Annotated in this window: 23 protein-coding genes; 17 read left to right on the top strand and 6 right to left on the bottom strand. The window is 71.6% G+C overall.

From position 1 onward, the window contains the following. The first annotated feature begins 149 nt into the window (after positions 1-149). Genes dnaE through QDS12_RS21175 form a run of 3 tightly spaced genes read left to right on the top strand, consistent with a single transcriptional unit; the run spans position 150 to position 5,918 of the window. Entirely contained in the window at positions 150-3,716 is a 3,567-nt protein-coding gene (gene dnaE, locus QDS12_RS21185) for a DNA polymerase III subunit alpha (protein ID WP_279882876.1), read from the top strand. Further along, positions 3,701-4,240, top strand: a complete 540-nt coding sequence (locus tag QDS12_RS21180) for a hypothetical protein (protein ID WP_279882874.1) — start codon at positions 3,701-3,703, stop codon at positions 4,238-4,240. Before dnaE ends, QDS12_RS21180 begins: the two co-directional genes overlap by 16 nt. Before the next feature lie 55 nt (positions 4,241-4,295). Further along, complete coding sequence (locus QDS12_RS21175) at positions 4,296-5,918, top strand: DUF3352 domain-containing protein (RefSeq protein WP_279882872.1); 1,623 nt, start codon at positions 4,296-4,298, stop codon at positions 5,916-5,918. A 24-nt stretch (positions 5,919-5,942) separates the two neighbouring features. On the opposite strand, the gene ybaK is transcribed toward QDS12_RS21175, so the two are convergent. From ybaK to QDS12_RS21160, 3 genes are all read right to left on the bottom strand, one after another. After that, entirely contained in the window at positions 5,943-6,455 is a 513-nt protein-coding gene (gene ybaK / locus QDS12_RS21170) for a Cys-tRNA(Pro) deacylase (protein ID WP_279882870.1), read from the bottom strand. Next, on the bottom strand, positions 6,455-7,120 hold the full coding sequence (locus QDS12_RS21165) for an LON peptidase substrate-binding domain-containing protein (RefSeq protein WP_279882868.1): 666 nt from the start codon (positions 7,118-7,120) through the stop codon (positions 6,455-6,457). The genes ybaK and QDS12_RS21165 overlap by 1 nt, the downstream gene beginning before the upstream one ends. Positions 7,121-7,196: 76 nt before the next feature. Next, positions 7,197-7,913, bottom strand: coding sequence for a hypothetical protein (locus tag QDS12_RS21160; protein ID WP_279882866.1), 717 nt, complete (start codon positions 7,911-7,913; stop codon positions 7,197-7,199). 120 nt (positions 7,914-8,033) lie between these two features. Between QDS12_RS21160 and hisD the strand changes: the two genes are divergently transcribed. From hisD to QDS12_RS21110, 10 genes are all read left to right on the top strand, one after another. After that, a complete protein-coding gene (hisD, locus tag QDS12_RS21155; RefSeq protein ID WP_279882864.1) occupies positions 8,034-9,383 on the top strand; it encodes a histidinol dehydrogenase in 1,350 nt (449 codons plus the stop codon). Beyond that, on the top strand, positions 9,383-10,471 hold the full coding sequence (locus QDS12_RS21150) for a histidinol-phosphate transaminase (protein WP_279882862.1): 1,089 nt from the start codon (positions 9,383-9,385) through the stop codon (positions 10,469-10,471). The genes hisD and QDS12_RS21150 overlap by 1 nt, the downstream gene beginning before the upstream one ends. After that, entirely contained in the window at positions 10,468-11,070 is a 603-nt protein-coding gene (gene hisB, locus QDS12_RS21145) for an imidazoleglycerol-phosphate dehydratase HisB (protein ID WP_279882860.1), read from the top strand. Before QDS12_RS21150 ends, hisB begins: the two co-directional genes overlap by 4 nt. An 82-nt stretch (positions 11,071-11,152) precedes the next feature. After that, positions 11,153-11,812: an imidazole glycerol phosphate synthase subunit HisH gene (hisH, locus tag QDS12_RS21140; RefSeq protein WP_279882858.1), complete on the top strand. Its 660-nt coding sequence runs from the start codon at positions 11,153-11,155 to the stop codon at positions 11,810-11,812. Then, positions 11,812-12,141: a hypothetical protein gene (locus tag QDS12_RS21135; RefSeq protein WP_279882856.1), complete on the top strand. Its 330-nt coding sequence runs from the start codon at positions 11,812-11,814 to the stop codon at positions 12,139-12,141. Before hisH ends, QDS12_RS21135 begins: the two co-directional genes overlap by 1 nt. A gap of 22 nt (positions 12,142-12,163) precedes the next feature. Further along, the gene (priA, locus tag QDS12_RS21130) at positions 12,164-12,901 is read left to right on the top strand and encodes a bifunctional 1-(5-phosphoribosyl)-5-((5-phosphoribosylamino)methylideneamino)imidazole-4-carboxamide isomerase/phosphoribosylanthranilate isomerase PriA (RefSeq protein WP_279882854.1); all 738 of its coding nucleotides are present in this window, start codon (positions 12,164-12,166) and stop codon (positions 12,899-12,901) included. Further along, complete coding sequence (gene hisF, locus QDS12_RS21125; protein WP_279882852.1) at positions 12,898-13,659, top strand: imidazole glycerol phosphate synthase subunit HisF; 762 nt, start codon at positions 12,898-12,900, stop codon at positions 13,657-13,659. The genes priA and hisF overlap by 4 nt, the downstream gene beginning before the upstream one ends. A gap of 1 nt (position 13,660) precedes the next feature. Next, positions 13,661-14,572, top strand: a complete 912-nt coding sequence (locus QDS12_RS21120; protein WP_279882850.1) for a ribonuclease Z — start codon at positions 13,661-13,663, stop codon at positions 14,570-14,572. A gap of 49 nt (positions 14,573-14,621) precedes the next feature. Then, complete coding sequence (locus QDS12_RS21115; RefSeq protein WP_279882848.1) at positions 14,622-15,185, top strand: MBL fold metallo-hydrolase; 564 nt, start codon at positions 14,622-14,624, stop codon at positions 15,183-15,185. Next, positions 15,182-15,745, top strand: coding sequence for a dihydrofolate reductase family protein (locus tag QDS12_RS21110; protein WP_279882846.1), 564 nt, complete (start codon positions 15,182-15,184; stop codon positions 15,743-15,745). The genes QDS12_RS21115 and QDS12_RS21110 overlap by 4 nt, the downstream gene beginning before the upstream one ends. A gap of 25 nt (positions 15,746-15,770) precedes the next feature. Here QDS12_RS21110 and pip read toward each other — a convergent pair whose 3' ends face one another. Further along, positions 15,771-16,721, bottom strand: coding sequence for a prolyl aminopeptidase (gene pip, locus QDS12_RS21105; RefSeq protein ID WP_279882843.1), 951 nt, complete (start codon positions 16,719-16,721; stop codon positions 15,771-15,773). A gap of 132 nt (positions 16,722-16,853) precedes the next feature. Here pip and QDS12_RS21100 point away from each other — a divergent pair, with 132 nt between their 5' ends. The 3 genes from QDS12_RS21100 to QDS12_RS21090 are packed head-to-tail and all read left to right on the top strand — an operon-like array spanning position 16,854 to position 18,826. Next, positions 16,854-17,318, top strand: a complete 465-nt coding sequence (locus QDS12_RS21100; protein ID WP_279882841.1) for a phage tail protein — start codon at positions 16,854-16,856, stop codon at positions 17,316-17,318. A 21-nt stretch (positions 17,319-17,339) separates the two neighbouring features. Continuing rightward, positions 17,340-17,966 carry a GyrI-like domain-containing protein gene (locus QDS12_RS21095; RefSeq protein ID WP_279882839.1) on the top strand — a complete coding sequence of 209 codons (627 nt, stop codon included), beginning with the start codon at positions 17,340-17,342 and terminating at the stop codon, positions 17,964-17,966. An 11-nt stretch (positions 17,967-17,977) separates the two neighbouring features. Beyond that, a complete protein-coding gene (locus tag QDS12_RS21090) occupies positions 17,978-18,826 on the top strand; it encodes a uracil-DNA glycosylase (protein ID WP_279882837.1) in 849 nt (282 codons plus the stop codon). A gap of 8 nt (positions 18,827-18,834) precedes the next feature. On the opposite strand, the gene QDS12_RS21085 is transcribed toward QDS12_RS21090, so the two are convergent. Beyond that, entirely contained in the window at positions 18,835-19,230 is a 396-nt protein-coding gene (locus QDS12_RS21085; RefSeq protein ID WP_279882835.1) for a VOC family protein, read from the bottom strand. Between the two features lie 39 nt (positions 19,231-19,269). Next, positions 19,270-19,914 carry a TIGR03085 family metal-binding protein gene (locus tag QDS12_RS21080; protein ID WP_279882833.1) on the bottom strand — a complete coding sequence of 215 codons (645 nt, stop codon included), beginning with the start codon at positions 19,912-19,914 and terminating at the stop codon, positions 19,270-19,272. A 24-nt stretch (positions 19,915-19,938) separates the two neighbouring features. On the opposite strand from QDS12_RS21080, the gene QDS12_RS21075 reads away from it, so the two are divergent. After that, positions 19,939-21,795 carry an ABC transporter ATP-binding protein gene (locus QDS12_RS21075; RefSeq protein ID WP_279882831.1) on the top strand — a complete coding sequence of 619 codons (1,857 nt, stop codon included), beginning with the start codon at positions 19,939-19,941 and terminating at the stop codon, positions 21,793-21,795. The last annotated feature ends 5 nt before the right edge of the window (positions 21,796-21,800 follow it).

Below are 21,800 nucleotides of genomic sequence, written 5' to 3'. Positions count from 1 at the left end.
GAGATTACGGGCGACCCTAATCCAGAACTGTCGGCGCCGTCAGCGATGATTCAGGGCATCGCGTCACGTAGTCTGAAGCCCTTCCCCAAGGCCGTCGGCGCGAGCCGTCGTATCCCCTTGCGCGACCCCCTGAGGAGGGCCCTCCACCGATGACCTCGCAGGACTCCTTCGTCCACCTGCACGTCCACACCGAGTACTCCATGCTCGACGGTGCGTCGCTGCTGGACGGACTGTTCCAGCGGGTGTCGGAGCAGGCGATGCCGGCGGTCGCGATGACCGATCACGGCAACATGCACGGCGCCTACGACTTCTACTCCAAGGCGAAGAAGTACGGCGTCCAGCCGATCATCGGCGTCGAGGCCTACATCACGCCCGGCACCCCCCGCGGCGAGCGCAAGCGCGTCCGCTGGGGCAAGGGCGAGACCGCCGAGGAGGGTGGCGACGACGTCTCGGGCGGTGGTGCCTACACCCACATGACGATGTGGGCGGAGACCACCGAGGGCATGCACAACCTGTTCCGGCTCTCGAGCCGGGCCAGCATGGAGGGCTACTTCTACAAGCCCCGCATGGACCGCGAGCTGCTCGAGACCTACAGCAAGGGCCTCATCGTCAGCACGGGCTGCCCGAGCGGGGCGATCCAGACCCGGCTCCGGCTGGGGCAGTGGGACGAGGCGGTCCGCGAGGCCGGCGAGCTGCAGGACATCTTCGGTCGCGACAACGTCTTCCTCGAGCTGATGGACCACGGCATCAGCATCGAGAAGCGGGTGCGCGACGACCTGCTCAGGCTGGGCAAGGAGCTCGGCATCCCGCCGCTGGCGACCAACGACAGCCACTACAACAACCCCGAGGACGCCAGCGCCCAGGAGGCGCTGCTCTGCGTCAACTCGGGCAGCCGCCTCTCCGAGCCGCCCTACTCGCAGGGCGGCAAGCGGTTCGCGTTCGAGGGCACCGGCTACTACATCAAGTCGGCCGCCGAGATGCGCGAGCTCTGGGGCTCCCAGGACCTCATGGAGGCCTGCGACAACACGCTGCTCATCGCCGAGCGCTGCTCCGTCGAGTTCACCGAGTCGACCGGCGGCTACATGGCCCGCGCCGACATCCCCGCCGGGGAGACCGAGGAGTCGTGGCTGCGCAAGGAGGTCTGGCGCGGCATCGAGATGCGCTACCCGGGCGAGGCGCTGACCGAGGAGATCAAGGAGCGCACCGAGTTCGAGCTCGCGATCATCTCGCAGAAGGGCTACTGCGGCTACTTCCTCGTGGTCGCCGACTTCATCCAGTGGTCCAAGCGCAACGGCATCCGGGTCGGCCCGGGCCGTGGTTCCGGTGCGGGCTCCATCGCGGCGTACGCGCTCAAGATCACCGACCTGTGCCCGATCGAGCACGGCCTGTTCTTCGAGCGGTTCCTCAACCCCGAGCGCCCCTCGATGCCCGACTTCGACATCGACTTCGACGACCACCGCCGCGGCGAGGTCATCAGGTACGTCACCGAGAAGTACGGCGCCGACCGTGTCGCCCAGATCGCCACGTTCGGCCGGATCAAGGCCAAGGCCGCGATCAAGGACGCCGCCCGCATCCTCGACCACGGCTTCGCGATCGGCGACCGGATCACCAAGGCGCTGCCGGCCGACGTGATGGGCAAGAGCGTCAAGCTCCCCGAGCTCTTCGACCCGGACAGCAAGCGCTACAACGAGGGCGGCGAGTTCCGTGCCCTCTACGACCAGGACCCCGACGTCCGGCGCATCTACGAGGTCGCGACGGGCCTGGAGGGCCAGATCCGGCAGACCGGCGTCCACGCCGCGGGCGTCATCATGGCGAGCGAGCCGCTCCTCGACATCGTCCCGCTGATGGACCCCAAGCAGGACGGCTCCGTCATCACGCAGTTCGAGTACCCCATGTGCGAGGCGCTCGGCCTGGTCAAGATGGACTTCCTCGGCCTGTCCAACCTCCACACGCTCGAGGACGCGGTCGCCAACATCAAGGCCAACCGCGACTTCGACCTCGTCCTCGAGGACGTGCCGTTCGACGACAAGCCGACCTACGAGCTCATGGGGCGCGGCGACACGCTCGGCGTCTTCCAGCTCGATGGTGGCGGCATGCGCGCGCTGCTGCGCTCGATGCTTCCCGACAAGTTCGCCGACATCACGGCCGTCTCGGCGCTCTACCGGCCGGGCCCGATGGGTGCCGACTCGCACAACAAGTACGCCCACCGCAAGAACGGTCGCCAGCCGATCGAGCCGATCCACCCCGAGCTGGCCGAGGCGCTCGAGCCGGTGCTGGGGGAGACCTACGGCCTGATCGTCTACCAGGAGCAGGTCATGGCGATCGCGCAGGTGCTCGCCGGCTTCTCGCTGGGCGCCGCAGACAACATGCGCCGCGCCATGGGCAAGAAGAAGAAGGAGGAGCTCGACAAGCAGTACGCCGGCTTCGAGGCCGGCATGCTCGAGCGCGGCTACTCCAAGAACGCCGTCAAGACGCTCTGGGACATCCTGGTCCCGTTCGCCGACTACGCGTTCAACAAGTCGCACTCGGCGGCCTACGGTGTCGTCACCTACTGGACCGCCTACCTCAAGGCCAACTACCCGACCGAATACATGGCCGCGCTCTTGACCTCCGTCAAGAACGACAAGGACAAGATGGCGATCTACCTCAACGAGTGTCGCCGGATGAAGATCGCGGTCCTGCCCCCCGACGTCAACGAGTCGGCGCACAACTTCACCGCCGTCGGCCACGACATCCGCTTCGGTCTCACCGCGGTGCGCAACGTCGGCTGGAACGTCGTCGACGGCATCGTGGCCGCCCGCGAGGAGAAGGGTCGGTTCGCCGACTTCAACGACTTCCTCGGCAAGGTGCCGGTGCAGGTGTGCAACAAGCGGGTCATCGAGTCGCTGATCAAGGCGGGCGCCTTCGACGACATGAAGCACCGCCGGCGTTCGCTGGTCGCCGTCCACGAGACGGCGGTCGACCAGTACGTCGACATCAAGCGCAACGAGGCGATCGGGCAGGACTCGCTCTTCGGCGGGCTCGATGACGGCGGCGACTCCTTCGGCGTCTCGGTCACCATCCCCGACCTCGACGAGTGGGACAAGATGACCCTGCTCGGCCACGAGCGGGAGATGCTCGGCCTCTACGTCTCCGACCACCCCCTGCTCGGCCTCGAGCACGTGCTCTCCAACGGCACCGACGCGAGCGTCGGCCAGCTCATCCTCGACGGTGAGCGCCCGCACGGCGCCGTCGTGACCGTGGCCGGCCTGATCACGTCGGTGCAGCGCAAGATCACCAAGAAGGGCGACCCGTGGGCCACGGTGACGCTGGAGGACCTCGACGGCGCCGTGGAGGTGCTGCTCTTCCCGAGCTCCTACCAGCTGGCCGCCCCCTACCTCGTCGAGGACGCGATCATCCGGGTCAAGGGCGTGCTCGACAAGGAGCGCGAGCAGGTCCAGCTCCGCGGCCAGGAGGTGACCGTCCCCGACCTCACCGAGGGCCCGAGCGGGCCGGTCATCATCAGCATGCCGTCGACCCGCTGCACGCCGCCGGTCGTCGCCCAGCTGCGCGACGTCCTCGGCACGCACCCCGGGGTCACCGAGGTGCGGCTGCGGCTGCTCACGCGTGAGTCGACCCGCGTCATGCGCCTCGGGGACAATCTGCGCGTGACCCCCACGCCGGCGCTCTTCGCCGACCTCAAGCACCTCCTCGGACCCGGATGTCTGACCGGCTGACCGCGATCCGGGTCTCACGCGGATCGCTGCTCTGGGCCGGTGCCATCGTCGTGGCGTTCCTCCTCGCGGGTGTGGTCGGCGGCCTGGTCTGGCACTCGCTGGTCGACATCCCTCGCGGGGTCGTGGTCGGCCACCGGTGGTACCCCGACCCGTGGGACACCGGGGAGCAGGCCTCCTTCGCCGCGACCGGGTGGTACGTCGTCGCGGCGGCCGTCGCCGGAGTCGTCATCGGGTTGCTCGCCGCGTGGTTCTCCCGCGCCCCCGAGGTCGTGACCCTCGCCGCGGTCGTGATCGGGTCGCTGCTCGCCGCCTGGCTGATGCTCGTCGTCGGCCTGCACGGTGCGCCCGCCGACCCGCAGACGGCCGCGGCCCACGCGGCCGACGGCACCCGGCTGACGGGAACGATCAGCCGACCCGGTGCCGCTGCCTTCATCACCCTGCCGCTGGCGGCGGTGCTGCCGCTCGCCGTGGTGTTCCTGCTCATCCCGGACCATCGGACGGATCCGCCGAAGAACCAGGATTGAGCGGGTCGGTCCGGGGTAGGCTCCGCTCGCCGCGTCCACCATCCCGGGAGATCTCGTGTCCGACGACTTCAACGACCAGTCCAACGCCGACCAGCTGGTCATCGGCGGACCGGAGGCGCCCCACCACCGGAAGCGCTGGTGGATCGGGGGCGGTGTCCTCGGAGTGATCGCGATCGGCGGGGGCGCCGCAGCCTGGGCAGCGGTCTCGTTCTTCAGCCAGGGCGACCAGCCGGCGCAGGCGCTCCCCGACTCCACCATCGGCTACGTCAGCGTGGACCTCGACCCGAGCGGCGCGCAGAAGATCGCCGCGCTCAAGCTCGCCCGCAAGTTCCCCGCGTTCAAGGACAAGGTCGGCCTCCAGACCGACGACGACGTCCGCAAGTCGATCTTCGACCAGCTGGCCGAGGACAGCGGCTGCAAGATCGACTTCGGCAAGGACATCGAGCCGTGGCTCGGCTCCCGGCTCGCGCTCGCGGCGGTCGGTGAGGACAAGCCGTTCCCGGTGATCGTCATCCAGACCACCGACGAGGGGAAGGTCGACGCCGGCCTCGAGAAGCTCACCGGCTGCGACACCGCGTCGACCTACGCCTGGAAGACGACCGGCGACTGGACGGTCGTCGCCGAGACCCAGGCGCACGTCGACGAGGTGGTCGCCGGCACGAAGAAGGGCTCCCTCGCCGACGACCCGGACTTCCAGACCTGGACCGACAAGGCCGGCGACAGCGGGATCATGACCGCCTACGCGGCTCCGGCGGCCGGCCAGACGCTCGCGAAGGGGCTCGACGGGGCGGCCGGTGAGGCCGACCCGTCCGCCGCCTCGCTCGACCCGTTCGGGGTGCTCGGGGCCTGCCCGGGCCTGAGCGACCAGAGCTCCTCCAGCCGAAGGATGCAGGCACAGCTGGCCGACTTCGGCGGAGCGGCGGCGAGCCTCCGGATCAGCGACGACGGCCTCGAGCTCGAGATGACGGGTGACACCCGCGCCTTCGGCGGCTCGGCGCTCAGCGGCAAGCCGAGCGGCACCCCGGTGATCTCCACGCTTCCGGCGGACACCGCCGTGGCGTTCGGCACCACCCTCCAGAAGGGCTGGACCGACAAGCTGACCCAGAGCATCCAGAACCTCTGCGGCAGCGGCTCCGACCCCCAGTCGATCTTCGGGCCGCTCTCGAAGGCGAGCGGGCTCGACCTCCCGGGCGACCTCGAGAAGCTGTTCGGCGACTCGGCCGCCCTCGCCCTGGGACCGAACCTCGACGTCGAGGGTCTGGTCAACGGCGGTGACCCGTCCGACCTACCGGTCGCGCTCAAGGTGCGCGGCGACAAGGTCACCATCGACGGCGTCGCCGCCAAGCTGCGACAGAGCCTCGGCGCGCCGGCCGGGGTGCTCGAGCCGGTCTCCGGCGACGACGCAGTGGCGGTCGGCCTCGACAAGACCTACGCCGGCCAGGTGGCCAAGGACGGCAAGCTCGGTTCCTCCGACGCGTTCAAGAGCGTCGTGCCGGCCGGCGACAAGGCGACCGGCGTCTTCTTCGTGAACTTCGACGCGCTCGACAAGACGATCAAGGCGCTGGCAACGGGTGACGACGACGTGTCCGCCAACCTCGCTCCGCTCAAGGCGTTCGGCGTGAGCGGCTGGACGGACGGCGACGACTCGCACAGCCTGCTGAAGATCAGCGTCGACTAGCTCGCGGGGCGGTGGAGACCGGAGTCAGCGCCTGATCGGAGCGACGACGGCTGACGTGACAGCGACCAGGTCGTCCGGGGTGATCTCGAGGTCGAGCCCGCGCCGACCCGCCGACACGAAGACCGTCGGGAAGCACAGCGCCGACTCGTCGAGGACGGTGCGATGCGCTCGCTTCTGGCCGACGGGCGAGATCCCGCCGGCGACGTACCCGGTCGCGCGCTCGGCCGCCGCGACGTCGGCCATCGCGGCCTTCCCACCGCCGACGGCACGGGCCAGGGCCTTGAGGTCCAGCTGACCGGAGACGGGCACGATGCCGACCGTGAGCGAGGCGCGCTGTCCTGAGCCCGGCGTCGGGTCCACCGACGCCAGGAGTGTCTTGAACACGCGGGCCGGGTCCACGCCGAGCGCCTCCGCGGCCTCGAGACCGTAGGAATGCGCGCGGGGGTCGTGCTCGTAGGGGTGCAGCGTGAAGGCGATGCCGGCCCGGGTCAGCGCGACCGTCGCCGGCGTGCCACCGACCGCGGCCCTCTTCGCCATCAGTTGGGGGACCAGCGGGTGCGCGCCACCTCGGTGGCGGGCAGGGAGGGGATCACGTTCATGGCCCGCAGCTCCGCGCGGAAGAGCTCGTTGACGAGGGCGAGGCGCTCGCCGGCGTCGGCCGCCTCGAGCAGCTGCTGGCGCTCCGCGAGCGGGAGCGGAGCACAGGCGGACAGCGTCCAGGAGAGGTACTCGGGGTCGCGGGGGAGAGCTCCGGCGAAGGGGTCGGGCCGCAGCTCGGAGACCGCGGCACGGTAGGCGGTGAACGTGGCCCGCGCCCGCTCGAGCAGCTCCTCCGGCACCTCCACCGTCGGCTCCGGACGCTCGGAGACCTCTCCGGTCGGGAAGGACCCGGTCGCCTCGAGCCGGTCGAGCTGGATGCGGTCACGACCGACCGCCACGATGTCGAAGCTGCCGTCGGGGTTCTCCTCGGCGTCCGACAGCTGGAGTCGTACGCCGACCCGGTAGAGCGACTGCGCGCCGTGGTCGCCGACCTCGTAACCCTCGCGGATCGCCACCGACCCGAAAACCCGCTCCGCGGGATCCTCGATCAGCAGCAGGTGCTGCACGAGGTCGCGGTAACGGTCCTCGAAGACGTGCAGCGGCACGCTGACGCCCGGGAAGAGCACCGCGTTGAGCGGGAACATCGGCAGGGCGTCGGGCACGCGACCAACCTAGTGGCCCGGCGCGGGACGCGGTCGCGTCACGCGCCGGGCCGAGACGATCACGGCGAGACGCCGCTCAGTGCTCGACGATCACGCGGTCGATGCGGCGGTGGTAGCGCCGGCCGACGGCGCTGCCCAGGAGCGCGCCGACGAGCATGACCGCCAGCAGCACCAGGCCGGTGATGACGGCGCCCGTGGTGATCTGGTCGTTGCTCAGGTCGACGGTCGGCAGGTCGAGCCGGTCGAGCACGTCGTAGCGGTTGCCCCAGATGGCGGTCACGGCCACGGCGACGGCGATGGTGACGACGCCGATGATCCAGACGCCGAGGCCCTGTCGGACGGCGTCGAAGCGGGACATGCGGCCGGCGACGTACCCGCCGGCGTAGTAGCCGATGAACATGATGACGGCGATCGCGATCGCCGCGGCCACGCCGATCGTGCTGGCGTTGTTCTCGGCGTCGTGGATCGACCAGTTGAGATTGGCCCCCACCGCCGTGGCGATGGCGCTCGTGATCGCGGCCAGGAGCACGGTCAGGCCGACCGCGACGAGCCAGCCGAAGAAGCAGGCACCCCAGTTGGTGCCGCCGAACCGCTCGCGCGGGGAGACCTCGACCACGTGCTCGTTACGGACGGTCTCGTCCCGCACGGTGTCGTTCCGTGCGGTCTCGTCCCGCGTGATCGGGCGCTCGTCGACGGCCCTGCCGTCGCGGGTGGTGCTGGTCGTTTCGTCGGTGGACGCGTCCGTCGCGACGGCATCATCTTGATGTCGGTGGATCAGTGCGTGTCGTGCCATGACGACCTCCTCGTGAGTTGCTTCCCTGTTGCCGGGGAGGCGGCGCGGTATGCCTCGCACCTGCCGTCCACGGGGCGCACGGAATCCGGTCGCGACCGGCGCGGCTCGTAGAATCGGGCCATGACCATCCGCCGCATCGACCTCCGTGGCGCTTCCTCCACGGGAGTGCCCGTCGACTACCGCGCCGCCGTGCCGCGCGCCGAGTTCGACGTGGAGGCAGCGGCCCATGTGGTGCAGCCGATCCTCGACGAGGTGAGGACCCGCGGCGTCGAGGCGATCCTCGAGCTCGGCGCCCGCTTCGACAAGGTCGAGCTGACGGACATCCGGGTTCCGGCGTCCGCGCTCGCCCGGGCGCTCGAGGAGCTCGACCCCGACGTACGGGCCGGGCTCGACGAGTCGATCAGGCGGCTGCGGGAGACCTGCGCCCACGAGCTCGAGTCCGACGCGGTGACCGATCTGGCACCCGGTGCCCGAGTGGTCCACCGGAAGGTTCCCGTCAACCGGGTGGGTCTCTACGTGCCCGGCGGCCTGGCGCCGCTGGTGTCCAGCGTGCTGATGAACGTCATCCCCGCCCAGGTCGCCGGCGTGCGCTCGCTCGCGCTCGCGTCGCCGCCGCAGGCCGACTTCGGCGGACTACCGCACCCGACCATCCTCGCGGCGTGCGCCCTGCTCGGTGTCGAGGAGGTCTACGCCGTCGGTGGCGCCCAGGCGATCGCGATGTTCGCCTACGGCGTCTCGACCGGCTCGGCGGGCGGCACCTGCGAGCGCGTCGACCTCGTCACCGGCCCGGGCAACATCTACGTCGTCACCGCGAAGCGCCTGCTCAAGGGGCAGGTCGGCATCGACTCGGAGGCGGGACCGACCGAGATCGCGATCCTCGCCGACGAGACCGCCGAGGCGGCGTACGTCGCGGCCGACCTGATCTCGCAGGCCGAGCACGACCCGCTCGCCGCCTCGGTGCTGGTCACCGACAGCGAGACGCTGGCCGACGACGTCGAGGCCGAGCTCGACAAGCAGGTCGCCGCCACCAAGCACGTCGAGCGGATCCGCACCGCGCTCTCGGGCAGCCAGTCGGGCATCGTGCTCGTCGACGACCTGGAGCAGGGGCTCGCGGTCGTCAACGCCTATGCCGCCGAGCACCTCGAGATCCAGACCCGGGACGCGCACGACTGGGCCGCCCGCGTGACCAACGCCGGTGCCATCTTCATCGGCCCGTTCGCCCCGGTCAGCCTCGGCGACTACGCCGCAGGCTCCAACCACGTGCTGCCCACCGGCGGCTGCGCGTGCCACTCCTCGGGTTTGTCCGTGCGCGCCTTCACGAAGTCGGTGCACGTCATCGACTACACCCGCGAGGGACTCGAGGGCGTCAAGGACCACGTGGTCAACCTCGCCGACGCGGAGGACCTGCCCGGTCACGGCAACGCGGTCAAGGTGAGGTTCGACCCCGCGACGGGCTCGGGGACCGCCTGATGAGCTTCCCGCCGATCCGCCCCGAGCTCGCCGGCATCGAGCCCTACGGGGCGCCGCAGCTCCCCCTTGACGTGGCGCCCGTGCAGCTCAACGTCAACGAGAACCCCTACGGGCCCTCCCCGGCGTGCATCGCCGACATCGCCACGGCAGCGGCCGAGGCGGCGGTCACGCTCAACCGCTACCCGGACCGCGAGTTCACGGCCCTGCGCGCCGCCCTGGCCGACTACCTCAGCAAGGACGCGCCGGTCACGCCCGACATGGTGTGGGCGGCCAACGGCTCCAACGAGGTCATGCTGCAGCTGCTGCAGGCGTTCGGCGGCCCGGGCCGCACGGTGCTCAGCTTCGCGCCGACGTACTCGATGTATCCGGAGTACGCCCGCGACACCCACACCGAGTGGGTCGCGGGCACCCGTGAGGACGACTTCAGCCTCGACCTCGACAAGGCGCGTGCGCTGGTCGACGAGATCCGGCCCAGCGTCGTGCTGCTGCCCAGCCCCAACAACCCGACCGGGACGGCGCTGCCGCCGGTGGCGGTCGGCCTGCTCTGCGAGGCGGTGGGGGACAACGGCATCGTCGTCGTCGACGAGGCCTACGGGGAGTTCCGCCGGGCCGGTGTGCCGAGCGCCCTGGAGTCGCTGGCGACCCACCGCAACCTGGTCGTCACCCGGACCATGTCGAAGGCGTTCGCGGGCGCCGGGCTGCGGCTGGGCTACCTCGCCGCGCACCCGGCGATCACCGACGCCATCCGCGTCGTCCGGCTGCCCTACCACCTGTCGGCGGTCACCCAGGCCGTGGCCCTGGCGGCCCTGCGGCACGCACCGGAGCTGCTCGACAAGGTCGACGACCTGCGCGCCGAGCGTGACCGCACCGTCGACTGGCTGCGGGAGCAGGGGCACGAGGTGGCCGATTCCGACGCCAACTACGTGTTGTTCGGGGGCTTCGCCGACCGCCATGCTGTGTGGCAGGGGCTGCTCGACCGGGGGGTGCTGATCCGGGAGGTCGGCCCCGACGGCTGGCTGCGGGTGTCGATCGGCACCGCGGCCGAGATGGACGCTTTCAAGAACGCACTGACAGAGGTGACGGCATGACCCGCACGGCACGGATCGAGCGACAGACCAGCGAGTCGAAGGTGCTCGTCGAGGTGGACCTCGACGGCACCGGCCGCCACGACATCTCCACCGGCGTCGGGTTCTACGACCACATGCTCACGGCCTTCGCGCGCCACGGGCTGATCGACCTGACCGTACAGACTGAGGGCGACACCCACATCGACGCGCACCACACCGTCGAGGACACCGCGATCGTGCTCGGCCAGGCGCTGCGCGAGGCGCTGGGTGACAAGAAGGGCACCCGCCGGTTCGGCGACGCCACCGTGCCGCTCGACGAGGCGCTCGTCCAGGCCGTCGTCGACATCTCGGGCCGCCCTTACTGCGTGCACACCGGGGAGCCGGAGGGCCAGGTCTACGTGACGATCGGCAACGACGGGTACGTCGGCTCGCTGACGCGGCACGTCTTCGAGACCATTGCCTTCCACGCGCACCTCGCGCTGCACGTCCGCGTGCTCGCGGGCCGCGACCCGCACCACCTGGTCGAGACCCAGTTCAAGGCGTTCGCCCGGGCGTTCCGCGACGCGATCGCGCTCGACCCGCGCGAGACGGGAATCCCGTCGACGAAGGGCGCACTGTGAGCGAGGTGCGGGGCCCCGGCGGTCTCTGCTCGGTGCGCGATCCGCGCTCTGTGGCCGAACTGCGAGCGAACGGTCCGGCGCTGTGACGGCTCCGTCCGTCGTCGTCCTCGACTACGGGTCCGGCAACCTCCGTTCGGCCGTGCGCGCGGTCGAGCGGGCCGGCGCGTCGGTGACGCTGACCTCTGACTTCCAGGAGGCGCTCGACGCCGACGGGCTGCTCGTCCCCGGCGTCGGGGCCTACGCGGCCTGCATGGCCGGGCTCCGGGCGCTCAAGGGCGAGCGGATCATCGGCCGCCGGCTCGCCGGCGGGCGGCCGGTGCTCGGCATCTGCGTCGGGATGCAGATCCTCTTCGCTCGCGGCGTCGAGCACGGCGTCGAGACCGAGGGCTGCGACGAGTGGCCGGGCGTCGTCGAGCGACTGCAGTCGCCGATCGTGCCGCACATGGGCTGGAACACGGTCGAGGTGCCGGAGGGCTCGCGCGCCTTCGCCGGCCTCGAGGACGAGCGGTTCTACTTCGTGCACTCCTACGGCGTGCGGTCGTGGGACCTGGTCACCAACGACCGGACCACGGCTCCGCTGGTGACCTGGACGGAGACCGGGCCGGTCACCGAGGGCGGCGACCGGTTCGTCGCCGCCGTCGAGAACGGCCCCCTCTGGGCCACCCAGTTCCACCCCGAGAAGTCGGGCGACGCCGGGGCCGGCCTACTGCGCAACTGGATCCAGACGCTGAAGGCTGCCTGATGGCCAAGGCACGCGCCCTCGCGCGGGCCGAGCGGGAGCGGGTCGCCGCCGAGCAGGCGGCCCGGCGCGAGGCGGAGTCCGCCCGGCTGGCCCGACGGGCCGCTCGCCGCCGGGCGCTGACCGGCTGGATCCCGGCGCGACGTGGCCGCACGGCCGGCGTGCTCGCGAGAAGGCGGCGGCGCCGGGTCGAGGTCGTCCTGGCCGTCCTGCTGGTCGCGAACGTGCTCGTCTGGTTCGTCGACCGCTCGTGGTCGGCGAGCGCGCTCGCCGCCGTGGCCAGCGTGCTGGTCGCCCCCGTCCTCTACACCGTCCTGTTCCGTCGCTCCTAGGCCGCAAGCATGAAAGGGCCTCATGTCTGACTACCTCGAGCTCCTCCCCGCCGTCGACATCAAGGGCGGCCAGGCCGTCCAGCTGGTGCAGGGCGTCGACGGCTCCGAGAAGCGCTTCGGCAATCCCGTCGATGCGGCGCTGCGCTGGCAGGAGCTCGGCGCGGAGTGGCTGCACCTCGTGGACCTCGACGCCGCCTTCGGCCAGGGCAGCAACCGTGAGCTGCAGGCCGAGATCGTCGGCCGGCTCGACATCAAGGTCGAGATGAGCGGCGGCATCCGCGACGACGAGTCGCTGGAGGCGGCGATGGCGACCGGCTGCCGCCGGGTCAACATCGGCACCGCCGCGCTGGAGCAGCCGGAGTGGTGCGCACGCGCGATCGCGACGTACGGCGACCGGGTGGCCATCGGCCTCGACGTCCGGGGCACCACCCTGGCCGCGCGCGGGTGGACGCAGGAGGGCGGGGACCTCTATGAGACCCTCGCCCGGCTCGACTCGGAGGGCTGCGCCCGCTACGTCGTCACCGACGTCAACAAGGACGGGATGCTCCAGGGCCCCAACCTGCAGCTGCTGCGGGACGTCTGCGCGGCGACCGACCGCCCGGTCGTCGCCTCCGGCGGGGTGACGACGATCGACGACATCTGGGCGCTCATGGACCTGGTGCCGCTGGGCGTCGAGGGTGCCATCGCCGGGACCGCGCTCTACACCGGGTCGCTCTCGCTCAGCGAGGCGCTGCGGGTCACGCGAGGCCTGACCTCGTGAGCCTCGCGGTCCGCGTGATCCCCTGCCTGGACGTCGACGGCGGCCGGGTGGTCAAGGGCATCAACTTCCAGGACCTGCGCGACGCGGGTGACCCGGTCGAGCTGGCCAAGGTCTACGACGCCGAGGGCGCCGACGAGCTGACCTTCCTCGACATCTCCGCCTCCCACGAGGGCCGAGCGACGACGATGGAGATCGTGTCGGCGACGGCCGAGCAGGTGTTCATCCCGCTCACCGTCGGCGGGGGCGTGGCGTCGGTCGCCGACGTCGACCGGCTGCTGCGGGCCGGCGCCGACAAGGTGGCGATCAACACGGCCGCCATCCGCCGGCCGGAGCTGATCGCCGAGGTCGCCGACCGGTTCGGCAACCAGGTGCTGGTGCTCTCGGTGGACGCGCGGAGGGCCGCCGGGACCCCCTCGGGGTTCGAGGTCACGACGCACGGCGGCCGGCAGTCGGCCGGTCTCGACGCCCTCGAGTGGGCCGCGCGGGCCGCCGAGCTGGGCGCGGGGGAGATCCTGCTCAACGCGATGGACGCCGACGGCACCGAGGACGGCTTCGACCTCGACCTCATCGGCGCCGTACGTCGCGAGGTCGCGATCCCCATCATCGCCTCGGGCGGCGCCGGCGCGGCCGCCCACTTCCCGCCCGCGGTCGCGGCGGGCGCCGATGCGGTCCTCGCCGCCACGATCTTCCACTTCGGGAAGGTCCGCGTCGGCGAGGCCAAGGACGCCCTGCGGGCCGCCGGGGCAGCCGTCCGCTGACATGGCTGACCGCGAGCTGGTCGTGCTCGGCACCGCCTCCCAGGTGCCGACCCGTACCCGCGCCCACCAGGGCACGGTGCTGCGGTGGGGCGACGAGGTCGTCCTCTTCGACCCGGGCGAGGGCACCCAGCGCCAGCTCACCCTCGCCGGCATCCCGGCGTCGCGGATCACCCGGATCTGCATCACCCACCTGCACGGCGACCACTGCCTGGGGCTGCCCGGCGTGCTGCAGCGGATGGCGCTCGACGGCCTGACCCATCCCGTCGACCTCTACTACCCGGCCTCCGGCCAGGAGTACGTCGACCGGCTGCGGCACGCCTCGGTGGCGTTCACCGCCCCGGACGTCCGCGAGCACCCCGTCGCCGCCGACGGACCGGTCGACGACTGGGGGACGCTGTCGCTGCACGCGCGCGCCCTCGACCACCGGGTCGACACCTACGGCTGGCGACTGCAGGAGCCGGACGGTCGTCGCATGCTGCCCGACCGGCTGGCCGAGGCCGGTGTCTCGGGTCCGATGGTCGGCGAGCTGCAGCGCTCCGGGTCCCTCGACATCGACGGCCGGCGGGTCCGGCTGGAGGAGGTCAGCGAGCCGCGGCCGGGACAGTCGGTCGCCTTCGTGATGGACACCCGGCGGTGCGACGCAGCCGTCGAGCTGGCGCGTGGCGTCGACCTGCTCGTCTGCGAGTCGACGTACGTCTCGGGGGAGGAGGAGCTGGCCGACCAGTACGCCCACCTCACGGCCGCCCAGGCCGCCGCCATCGCCACCGAGGCCGGCGTACGCCGGCTCGTGCTCACGCACTACTCCGGGCGGCACAGCGACGAGTCGGTCTTCGAGCTCGACGCGGGACGGTTCTTCGACGACGTGCACGCCGCCCGGGACCTGGACCGGTTCGCGGTGCCCGGCCGGCGCTGAGCCGAATATCGGGCCAGCGCCTGTCGGTGGGAGGTGCCACGATGACCGCATGACCGCCGAACTGCACGTCCTGTCCGCCGGCTATGCCGCCGAGCGGGTGGCCAGCACCGTGGTGCTCATCCGCGACGAGGGCCGGTCGATCGTCGTCGACCCCGGGATGGTGTCGGACCGCCGCAAGATCCTGGATCCGCTCGACGGGCTGGGCGTCGACGCGGCGGACGTGGGTGATGTGGTGTTCAGCCACCACCATCCCGACCACACGCTCAACGCCGCGCTGTTCGAGCGGGCCCGGTTCCACGACTTCTGGGCGATCTACGAGGGCGACACGTGGACCGACCGCCCGGCGGACGGGTTCCAGCTGTCCTCGTCGGTGCGGCTGATGTCGACGCCCGGTCACTCGGCGCAGGACATCACCACGCTCGTCGACACGGCTGAGGGACTCGTCGTGTGCACGCACCTCTGGTGGCACGAGCACGGTCCTGCGACGGACCCGCGAGCCGAGGACCAGGAGGCACTCGACCGTTCCCGCGCCCGGCTCCTGGAGCTCGACCCCGTGCTCATCGTGCCCGGCCACGGCGCGCCGTTCCGGCCCGAGGCCCTGGTCCGGTCATGACGCGCTTCGTCTACGCCACCGCCACGACGCTCGACGGGTTCCTCGCCGACGCTGACAACTCCCTCGACTGGCTCTTCGCCGTGGAGGGCGGCGATGAGTCGTTGGCATCGCTCGACACCTTCGTCGCCGGTGTCGGGGTCATGGTCGAGGGATCGACGACCTACCGCTGGGTGCTCGAGCACGAGCACCTCCTCGACTCCCCCGAGAAGTGGCAGCAGTTCTACGGCGACAAGAAGACGTTCGTCTTCTCGACGCAGGCGGACCTGCCGCTCGTCCCGGGCGCCGACATCACCGTCGTCGCGGGTGCGGTCGCCGATCACCTCGACGAGATCCGCGCGGCGGCCGGCGAGAAGGACGTCTGGCTCGTCGGCGGGGGAGACCTGGTGGGCCAGTTCGACGACGCAGGCGCCCTCGACCAGCTCACGCTGTCGATCGCTGCCGTCACGCTCGGCTCCGGTGCGCCACTGCTGCCGCGGCGCATCGAGTCCGATCGGTTGCGGCTGGTCGAGGTGGCGCAGACGGGGCAGTTCGTGTCGCTGCGCTACGACGTCCTGCGGTGAGGTGGCGGCGGGCGCGATCCGCGGCTCACGCGAGCTGGTCGGCGTACTCGTCGAGGACGGCGCGCATCGTCGCGGCGGCGCCGGTCAGCCGGTGGCCCTCGTCGTCGAGGAGGTGAAGCCGGGAGCCCGGCCAGCGCCGGTGGAGTCGCCACGCGGTGGCGGGCGGCGTACACAGGTCGAGCCGTCCCTGGATGAACGTGGCCGGGATCCGAGCGAGCGTCGGGACGGTCGTCCACAGCCCCCCATGGTCGACGAACCCGCGGTTCGCCGCGTAGTGCGTGCTGATGCGGGCGAAGGCCGTGGCGAAGCGGGGCTCGGTGAAGACGGCCTCGATCGGGGAGCCGGGCTCGGCGCGCATGCCGGCCAGCTCCCAGCGGCACCAGCCCAACGCCGCCTCGAGGCGACGCTGGTCGTCCTCGCCCTCGAGCGCACGCCGGTAGCCGTCGACCAGGTCGGTGGCCTCGACCGCGGTCGCGAACTCCTCCCACGCCTCGGGCAGCAGCCGGCTCGCGCCGTCGCGGTAGACCCAGTCGAGCTCGCCCGCGCTGTAGGTCGTGATGCTGCGCAGGAGCACCGCGCGCACCCGGTCGGGGTGTGCGCAGGCGTAGGCGAGACCGAGCGTCGTGCCCCACGACGAGCCGGACACGACCCAGCTGTCGACGCCGCGGTGCTCGCGCAGCCGCTCCATGTCGCGCACCAGGTGCGCGGTCGTGTTCGCCGCCAAGGACACCGTCGGCTCGCTCGCGTGGGGAAGGCTCCTGCCGCAGCCGCGCTGGTCGAACATGACGACGCGGTAGAGATGGGGGTCGTAGGGCGCCGCCATCTCGGGGACCGTGCCGCCGCCAGGCCCTCCGTGCACGACGACCAGCGGGATGCCGTCCGCCGCCCCCAGCTCGCACCACCACATCTGGTGGCCGTCACCCACGTCGAGGAGCCCCTCGGACCGGCCCGCCCACGCCACCTCGAACGCGCTCACGACCGCCATGATGTCAGCGCTGCGGCCCTTCCGGACTCGCCGTCGGAGAGCCGATGTCACATTCCTGCTCCGGTGACCGTCAACAGCCCGAACCGACACAATGGACCACCCGACCCACCTCGAGGAGCAGTCATGTCTTACGCAGTCGACTTCCAGGACGTCTCGACGACCGGGCTGGAGTCCTCGCCCGTCGCGGACGCGCTGGCCGGCCTCCGCGCCAACGAGGCGAGGTACTTCAAGAACAAGTACTCGCACGTCTTCACCGTCGAGCCCGCCTCCGAGTCGACGGAGGTGATCGACTGGGTGCACCGCATCCTCGAGGAGGAGCGCGACCTCGTCATCGAGTCGAAGCCTCTCGAGGCGACGGCCTTCGAGGTCGACGGGATCCGGATGGCGTACGTCTTCTATGAGTCGGGCCTGGCGATCAACGTCATGTACACGATCGCCGACGGCGGCAAGCGCGCCGTCGGGTTCAAGCTCTCCGACGGCATGGAGGTGCCGGAGGAGCTCGCCACGCGCTTCAAGTTCGCGCGGCAGAGCTCCAAGCTGGCCGGCACCATCCGCGGCTCGTTCTTCGTGATCAAGGGGACCTACTGAGCCGTCCGACGGTCGCGTGACGTGAAGACCGACTTCAAGAGGTCGCTCGACAGCTACCAGGCCCGGGCGGGCGAGTTCCGGGTCCTCGACGTCCCTCCGCTGCACTACCTGATGGTCGACGGGCACGGGGACCCCAACACCGCTCCGGCGTACGCCGACGCTCTCGCCGCCCTCTACCCGGTCGCCTACAAGCTCAAGTTCGCCAGCAAGCGGAGCCTGGAGCGCGACTACGTCGTCCCGCCGTTGGAGGCGCTGTGGTGGGCGTCGGACATGGACGCCTTCACCTCTGCGCGCGACAAGTCCCGATGGGACTGGACGGCGCTGCTCATGGTCCCCGACTGGATTCCGCGAGCGATGTTCGACGACGCGGTCGAGGAGGTGGGCGCCAAGGACCGTCCGGCCCGTCTCGACGAGGTCCGCCTCGAGGTCCTCGACGAAGGCACGGTCGTCCAGACCTTGCACGTCGGGCCCTACGACGCCGAGGCCGGGACGCTGGCCGAGCTCCACGACCGGTTCATCCCGGGCCACGGCTTCCGCATGACCGGCAGGCACCACGAGATCTATCTCGGCGACCCACGGCGGGTCGCGCCGGAGCGGCTGCGGACCATCCTGCGACAACCGGTCGAGCGACTGCCGGCGACGGGCTGAGGATGGGACGCGTGAGCGACGACCTCCTTCCGCACCCGGCGACCGGCGTGCCGTTTCCCTCGCCGGTGCCGGCGGGCACCGGTTGGCCGGGCGACCCGGCCACCGCGGAGACGCCGATCGCCAGGTCCGCGACGCAGGTGCGCCGCCTCGCCGGTCGCGTGGGGCTCGACGAGCTCGACGCCCGGGTCAGTGTCTGCCGCGCCTGCCCGCGGCTGGTCCAGTGGCGGGAGGACGTGGCGCGCACCAAGCGGGCGTCGTACGCCGACCAGCCCTACTGGGGCCGGCCCATCCCGGGCTTCGGCTCCGCGACCCCGGGGATCCTGGTGGTCGGCCTCGCCCCGGCGGCCAACGGTGGCAACCGCACCGGGCGGGTGTTCACCGGCGACCGCAGTGGCGACTGGCTGTTCGCGTCGCTCCATCGGGTCGGCCTGGCCACCCGGGGCACGAGCGTCCACGCCGCCGACGGCCTCGAGCTCGTCGACACCCGGATGGTGGCGACCGTGCGGTGCGCCCCGCCGCAGAACAGGCCGACCACCGTCGAGCGCGACACCTGCTCGCCGTGGATCGAGGCGGAGCTCCGCCTGCTCGCCGAGCACGTCCGGGTGGTGGTGGCGCTCGGCGGCTACGGATGGGACGCGTCGCTGCGGTCCTACGCAGCCCTCGGTTGGCAGGTCGTCCGGCCCAAGCCGCGCTTCGGGCACGGTGCCGAGGCGACCCTCGTGGGTGATGGGCGCTCGGTGACGCTGCTCGGCTGCTACCACCCCAGCCAGCAGAACACGTTCACCGGCCGGCTCACCGAACCGATGATCGACGAGGTGTTCCGCCGTGCCGCCGTGCTCGGCCGGGTCGACCCCGGCTGATCGACGGGTCAGCTCGACGCGAGCTCGGCGTCGCTCCGCAGGATGCAGAACTCGTTGCCCTCCGGGTCGGCCAGCACCGCCCAGCCGCTGCCCGGGCCGCGGGTGCCACGGTGGTCGGCCACCTGGGTGGCGCCGATGCCGAGCGCCCAGGCGATCTCGTCGTCGCGGGTCCGCTCGCGGGGACGCAGGTCGAGGTGGAGCCGGTTCTTCGCCTGCTTGGTGTCCGGGACCTCGATGAACAGCAGCCGGTGCCCACCGTCCGGCGACTGGATCATGCACTCCTCGTGGCCGGGCTCGTTCGGGTCGTCCGGGATGTCGACGTACCCGAGCAGCTGCTTCCACCACTCGGAGAGCTCGTAGGCGTCGACGCAGTCGACCGTGGTGTGCGAGACGTAGGAGGTCACGGGAGTCCTGAGGGTCGGGGTCGGGGAGCGTGGATCATGTCAGATCGGCAGCGCGGTGCCACGGACCCGCGCGACGCCCTCGGCCGGCCCGTCGAACGACACCTCGGCCACCGACGACCGCCCGGCGAGGAAGAGCAGCACCTCCGGCACGGGCCCCGACACGACCACGGGGTCGTCGCCCCGACGCAGCACGGAGTGACGTGCGCCGGAACGGATCGCGAGCGGTACGCCGGCCCGGCGGGCCTGCATCCGGCCGACGGTTGCGGCTGCGAGCCAGAGGTGCCGCTCGTCGCCGCCGGACAGCACGCGGGCGGTCCAGCCCGGTTGCGCGCGGCGCACGTCCTCGTGGTGAACGAACATCTCCATGCCGTTGAGCAGCGGGTCGACGACGGCGAGCGGCAGCGGCACCGTCCGCAGCTGGGTGACCAGCGACGCCAGGTCGCGGGACGCCAGTGCGGCGGAGGCGCGGGATGTCCGGGCGGCGAGCGCCGGGACGAACGTGCCGATCGACGCAGCGGGCTTGCGCTCGCGCACGAGCAGGTGGATCACGAGGTCCTTCACCGACCACCCGCCGCACAGCGTCGGCGCCGTCGCGTCGAGCGTGAGGGCCAGGTCGCACAGGGCGTCGCGTTCGCGAGCGGCGAGGGAACGGGCGAACGGGCGGGGGACCAGGGAGGTCAGCACGGTCCCGACAGTAGACTCCGGCAGGTGAGTGGCGACCGACCGAGCAGGCGCGCCACGACCCTCGACGGGTTCAAGGTGCTGTGGGTCGCCATCAAGCGCGAGCCTGTGCTCTTCACCTTCTCGACCATCGGCAGCGCGCTCTTCGGCGTGCTCACCGTCGCCGACGCCTGGGTGCTCGGCTGGTCCACCGACCACGTGCTCCTTCCCGCGTTCGACGGCGAGGACGTCGGGGTCGACCTGATGTGGGCGGTGCTCGGTCTCTTCGTCGGCGTCGCGATCCTGCGGGCGGTCGGCATCGTCGCGCGGAGGCTGGGCGCGGGCGTCATGCAGTTCCGCATGCAGGCGCACACCCGCCGCGCGGTCACCAGGCGCTACCTGGCTCTTCCGATGGAGTGGCACCAGCGCCATCCCACCGGCGAGCTGCTGAGCAACGCGAACTCCGACGTCGAGGCCGCCTGGAGCCCGATCGCTCCGCTCCCGATGGCGGTCGGCACGGTCGTCATGATGGTGATCGCGGTCATCCAGATGTTCGCCGCCGATGTCGTGCTCGCGCTGGTCGGACTGCTCGTCTTCCCGGCGGTCGTCGCCGCCAACCTCGTCTACCAGCGGTTCAGCTCGCCCCTCATGACGCGGGCACAGCAGCTGCGAGCGGAGCTCAGCGAGGTCGCGCACGAGTCCTTCGACGGCGCGCTGGTCGTCAAGACGCTGGGCCGCGAGCAGGAGGAGACCGACCGGTTCGCGCGCAAGGCCGCCGAGCTGCGCGACGTCAACATCCGCGCCGGCCGCATCCGCGCCGCGTTCGACCCGGCCCTGGCGGCGCTGCCGAACCTCGGGGTCCTCGTCGTGCTCCTGGTCGGCGTCGCGCGGGTCGGCAGCGGCGCGACGGTCGCCGGCGACGTCGTCACCGTCGCCTACCTCCTCACCATCGTCTCCTTCCCGATCCGGTCGATCGGCTGGCTGCTCGGCGAGTTCCCGCGCAGCGTCGTCGGCTGGCGCCGGGTGAAGGCGGTGCTCGACACCACCGGCTCCCTGCCGTACGGCGACCGGCGACTCACTCCCAGCACGCGCGGCGCGCGGCTGGTGGTCGAGGGCCTCGGCTTCGCCTACGACCCCGAGCAGCCGCTGCTGCGGGACGTGACGTTCGAGGCCGAGCCGGGACGGACCGTCGCCGTCGTCGGCGCGACCGCGGCCGGCAAGAGCACGCTGACCACGCTGCTGAGCCGTCTGGTCGACCCGGACAGGGGCGCCGTGACCATCGACGGCACCGACCTGCGCGACCTCGCCGCCGGCGAGCTCGCGACGGCCGTCGCGGTCGTTCCCCAGAGCGCGTTCCTCTTCGACGACACCGTCCGCGACAACATCACGCTGGGCGCCGACCTCCCCGACGAGGACGTCTGGGCCGCCCTGCGCACCGCCCAGGCCGACGGCTTCGTGGCGGCCCTGCCCGACGGGCTGGACACCCGGCTCGGTGAGCGCGGGACCAGCCTGTCCGGCGGCCAGCGGCAGCGCATCTCGCTCGCCCGGGCGCTGGTCCGGCGGCCGCGGCTCCTCATCCTCGACGACGCCACGTCGGCGGTCGACCCGGAGGTCGAGCAGCGGATCCTGGCCGGGTTGCGGGAGGTCTCGACGGGCTCGACCAGCGAGGGGGGCTCGACCAGCGAGGGGGGCTCGACCAGCAAGGGGGGCGCGACCTACGCGGGGCCGACCCTCGTCGTGGTCGCCTACCGCAAGGCCACCATCGGACTGGCCGACGAGGTCGTCCACCTGGCCGACGGGGAGATCCGGGACCGCGGCACGCACGCCGAGCTCCTCGAGCGCAACGCCGACTACGCCGACCTCGTCAACGCCTACGAGACGGAGCCGGAGGCGGTGGCCGAGTGAGCGGG

The sequence above is a fragment of the Nocardioides sp. CER19 genome (assembly GCF_029846275.1).
In the GTDB taxonomy this organism is placed as follows: domain Bacteria; phylum Actinomycetota; class Actinomycetes; order Propionibacteriales; family Nocardioidaceae; genus Nocardioides.
This window is presented reverse-complemented; position numbering and strand designations above follow the sequence as displayed.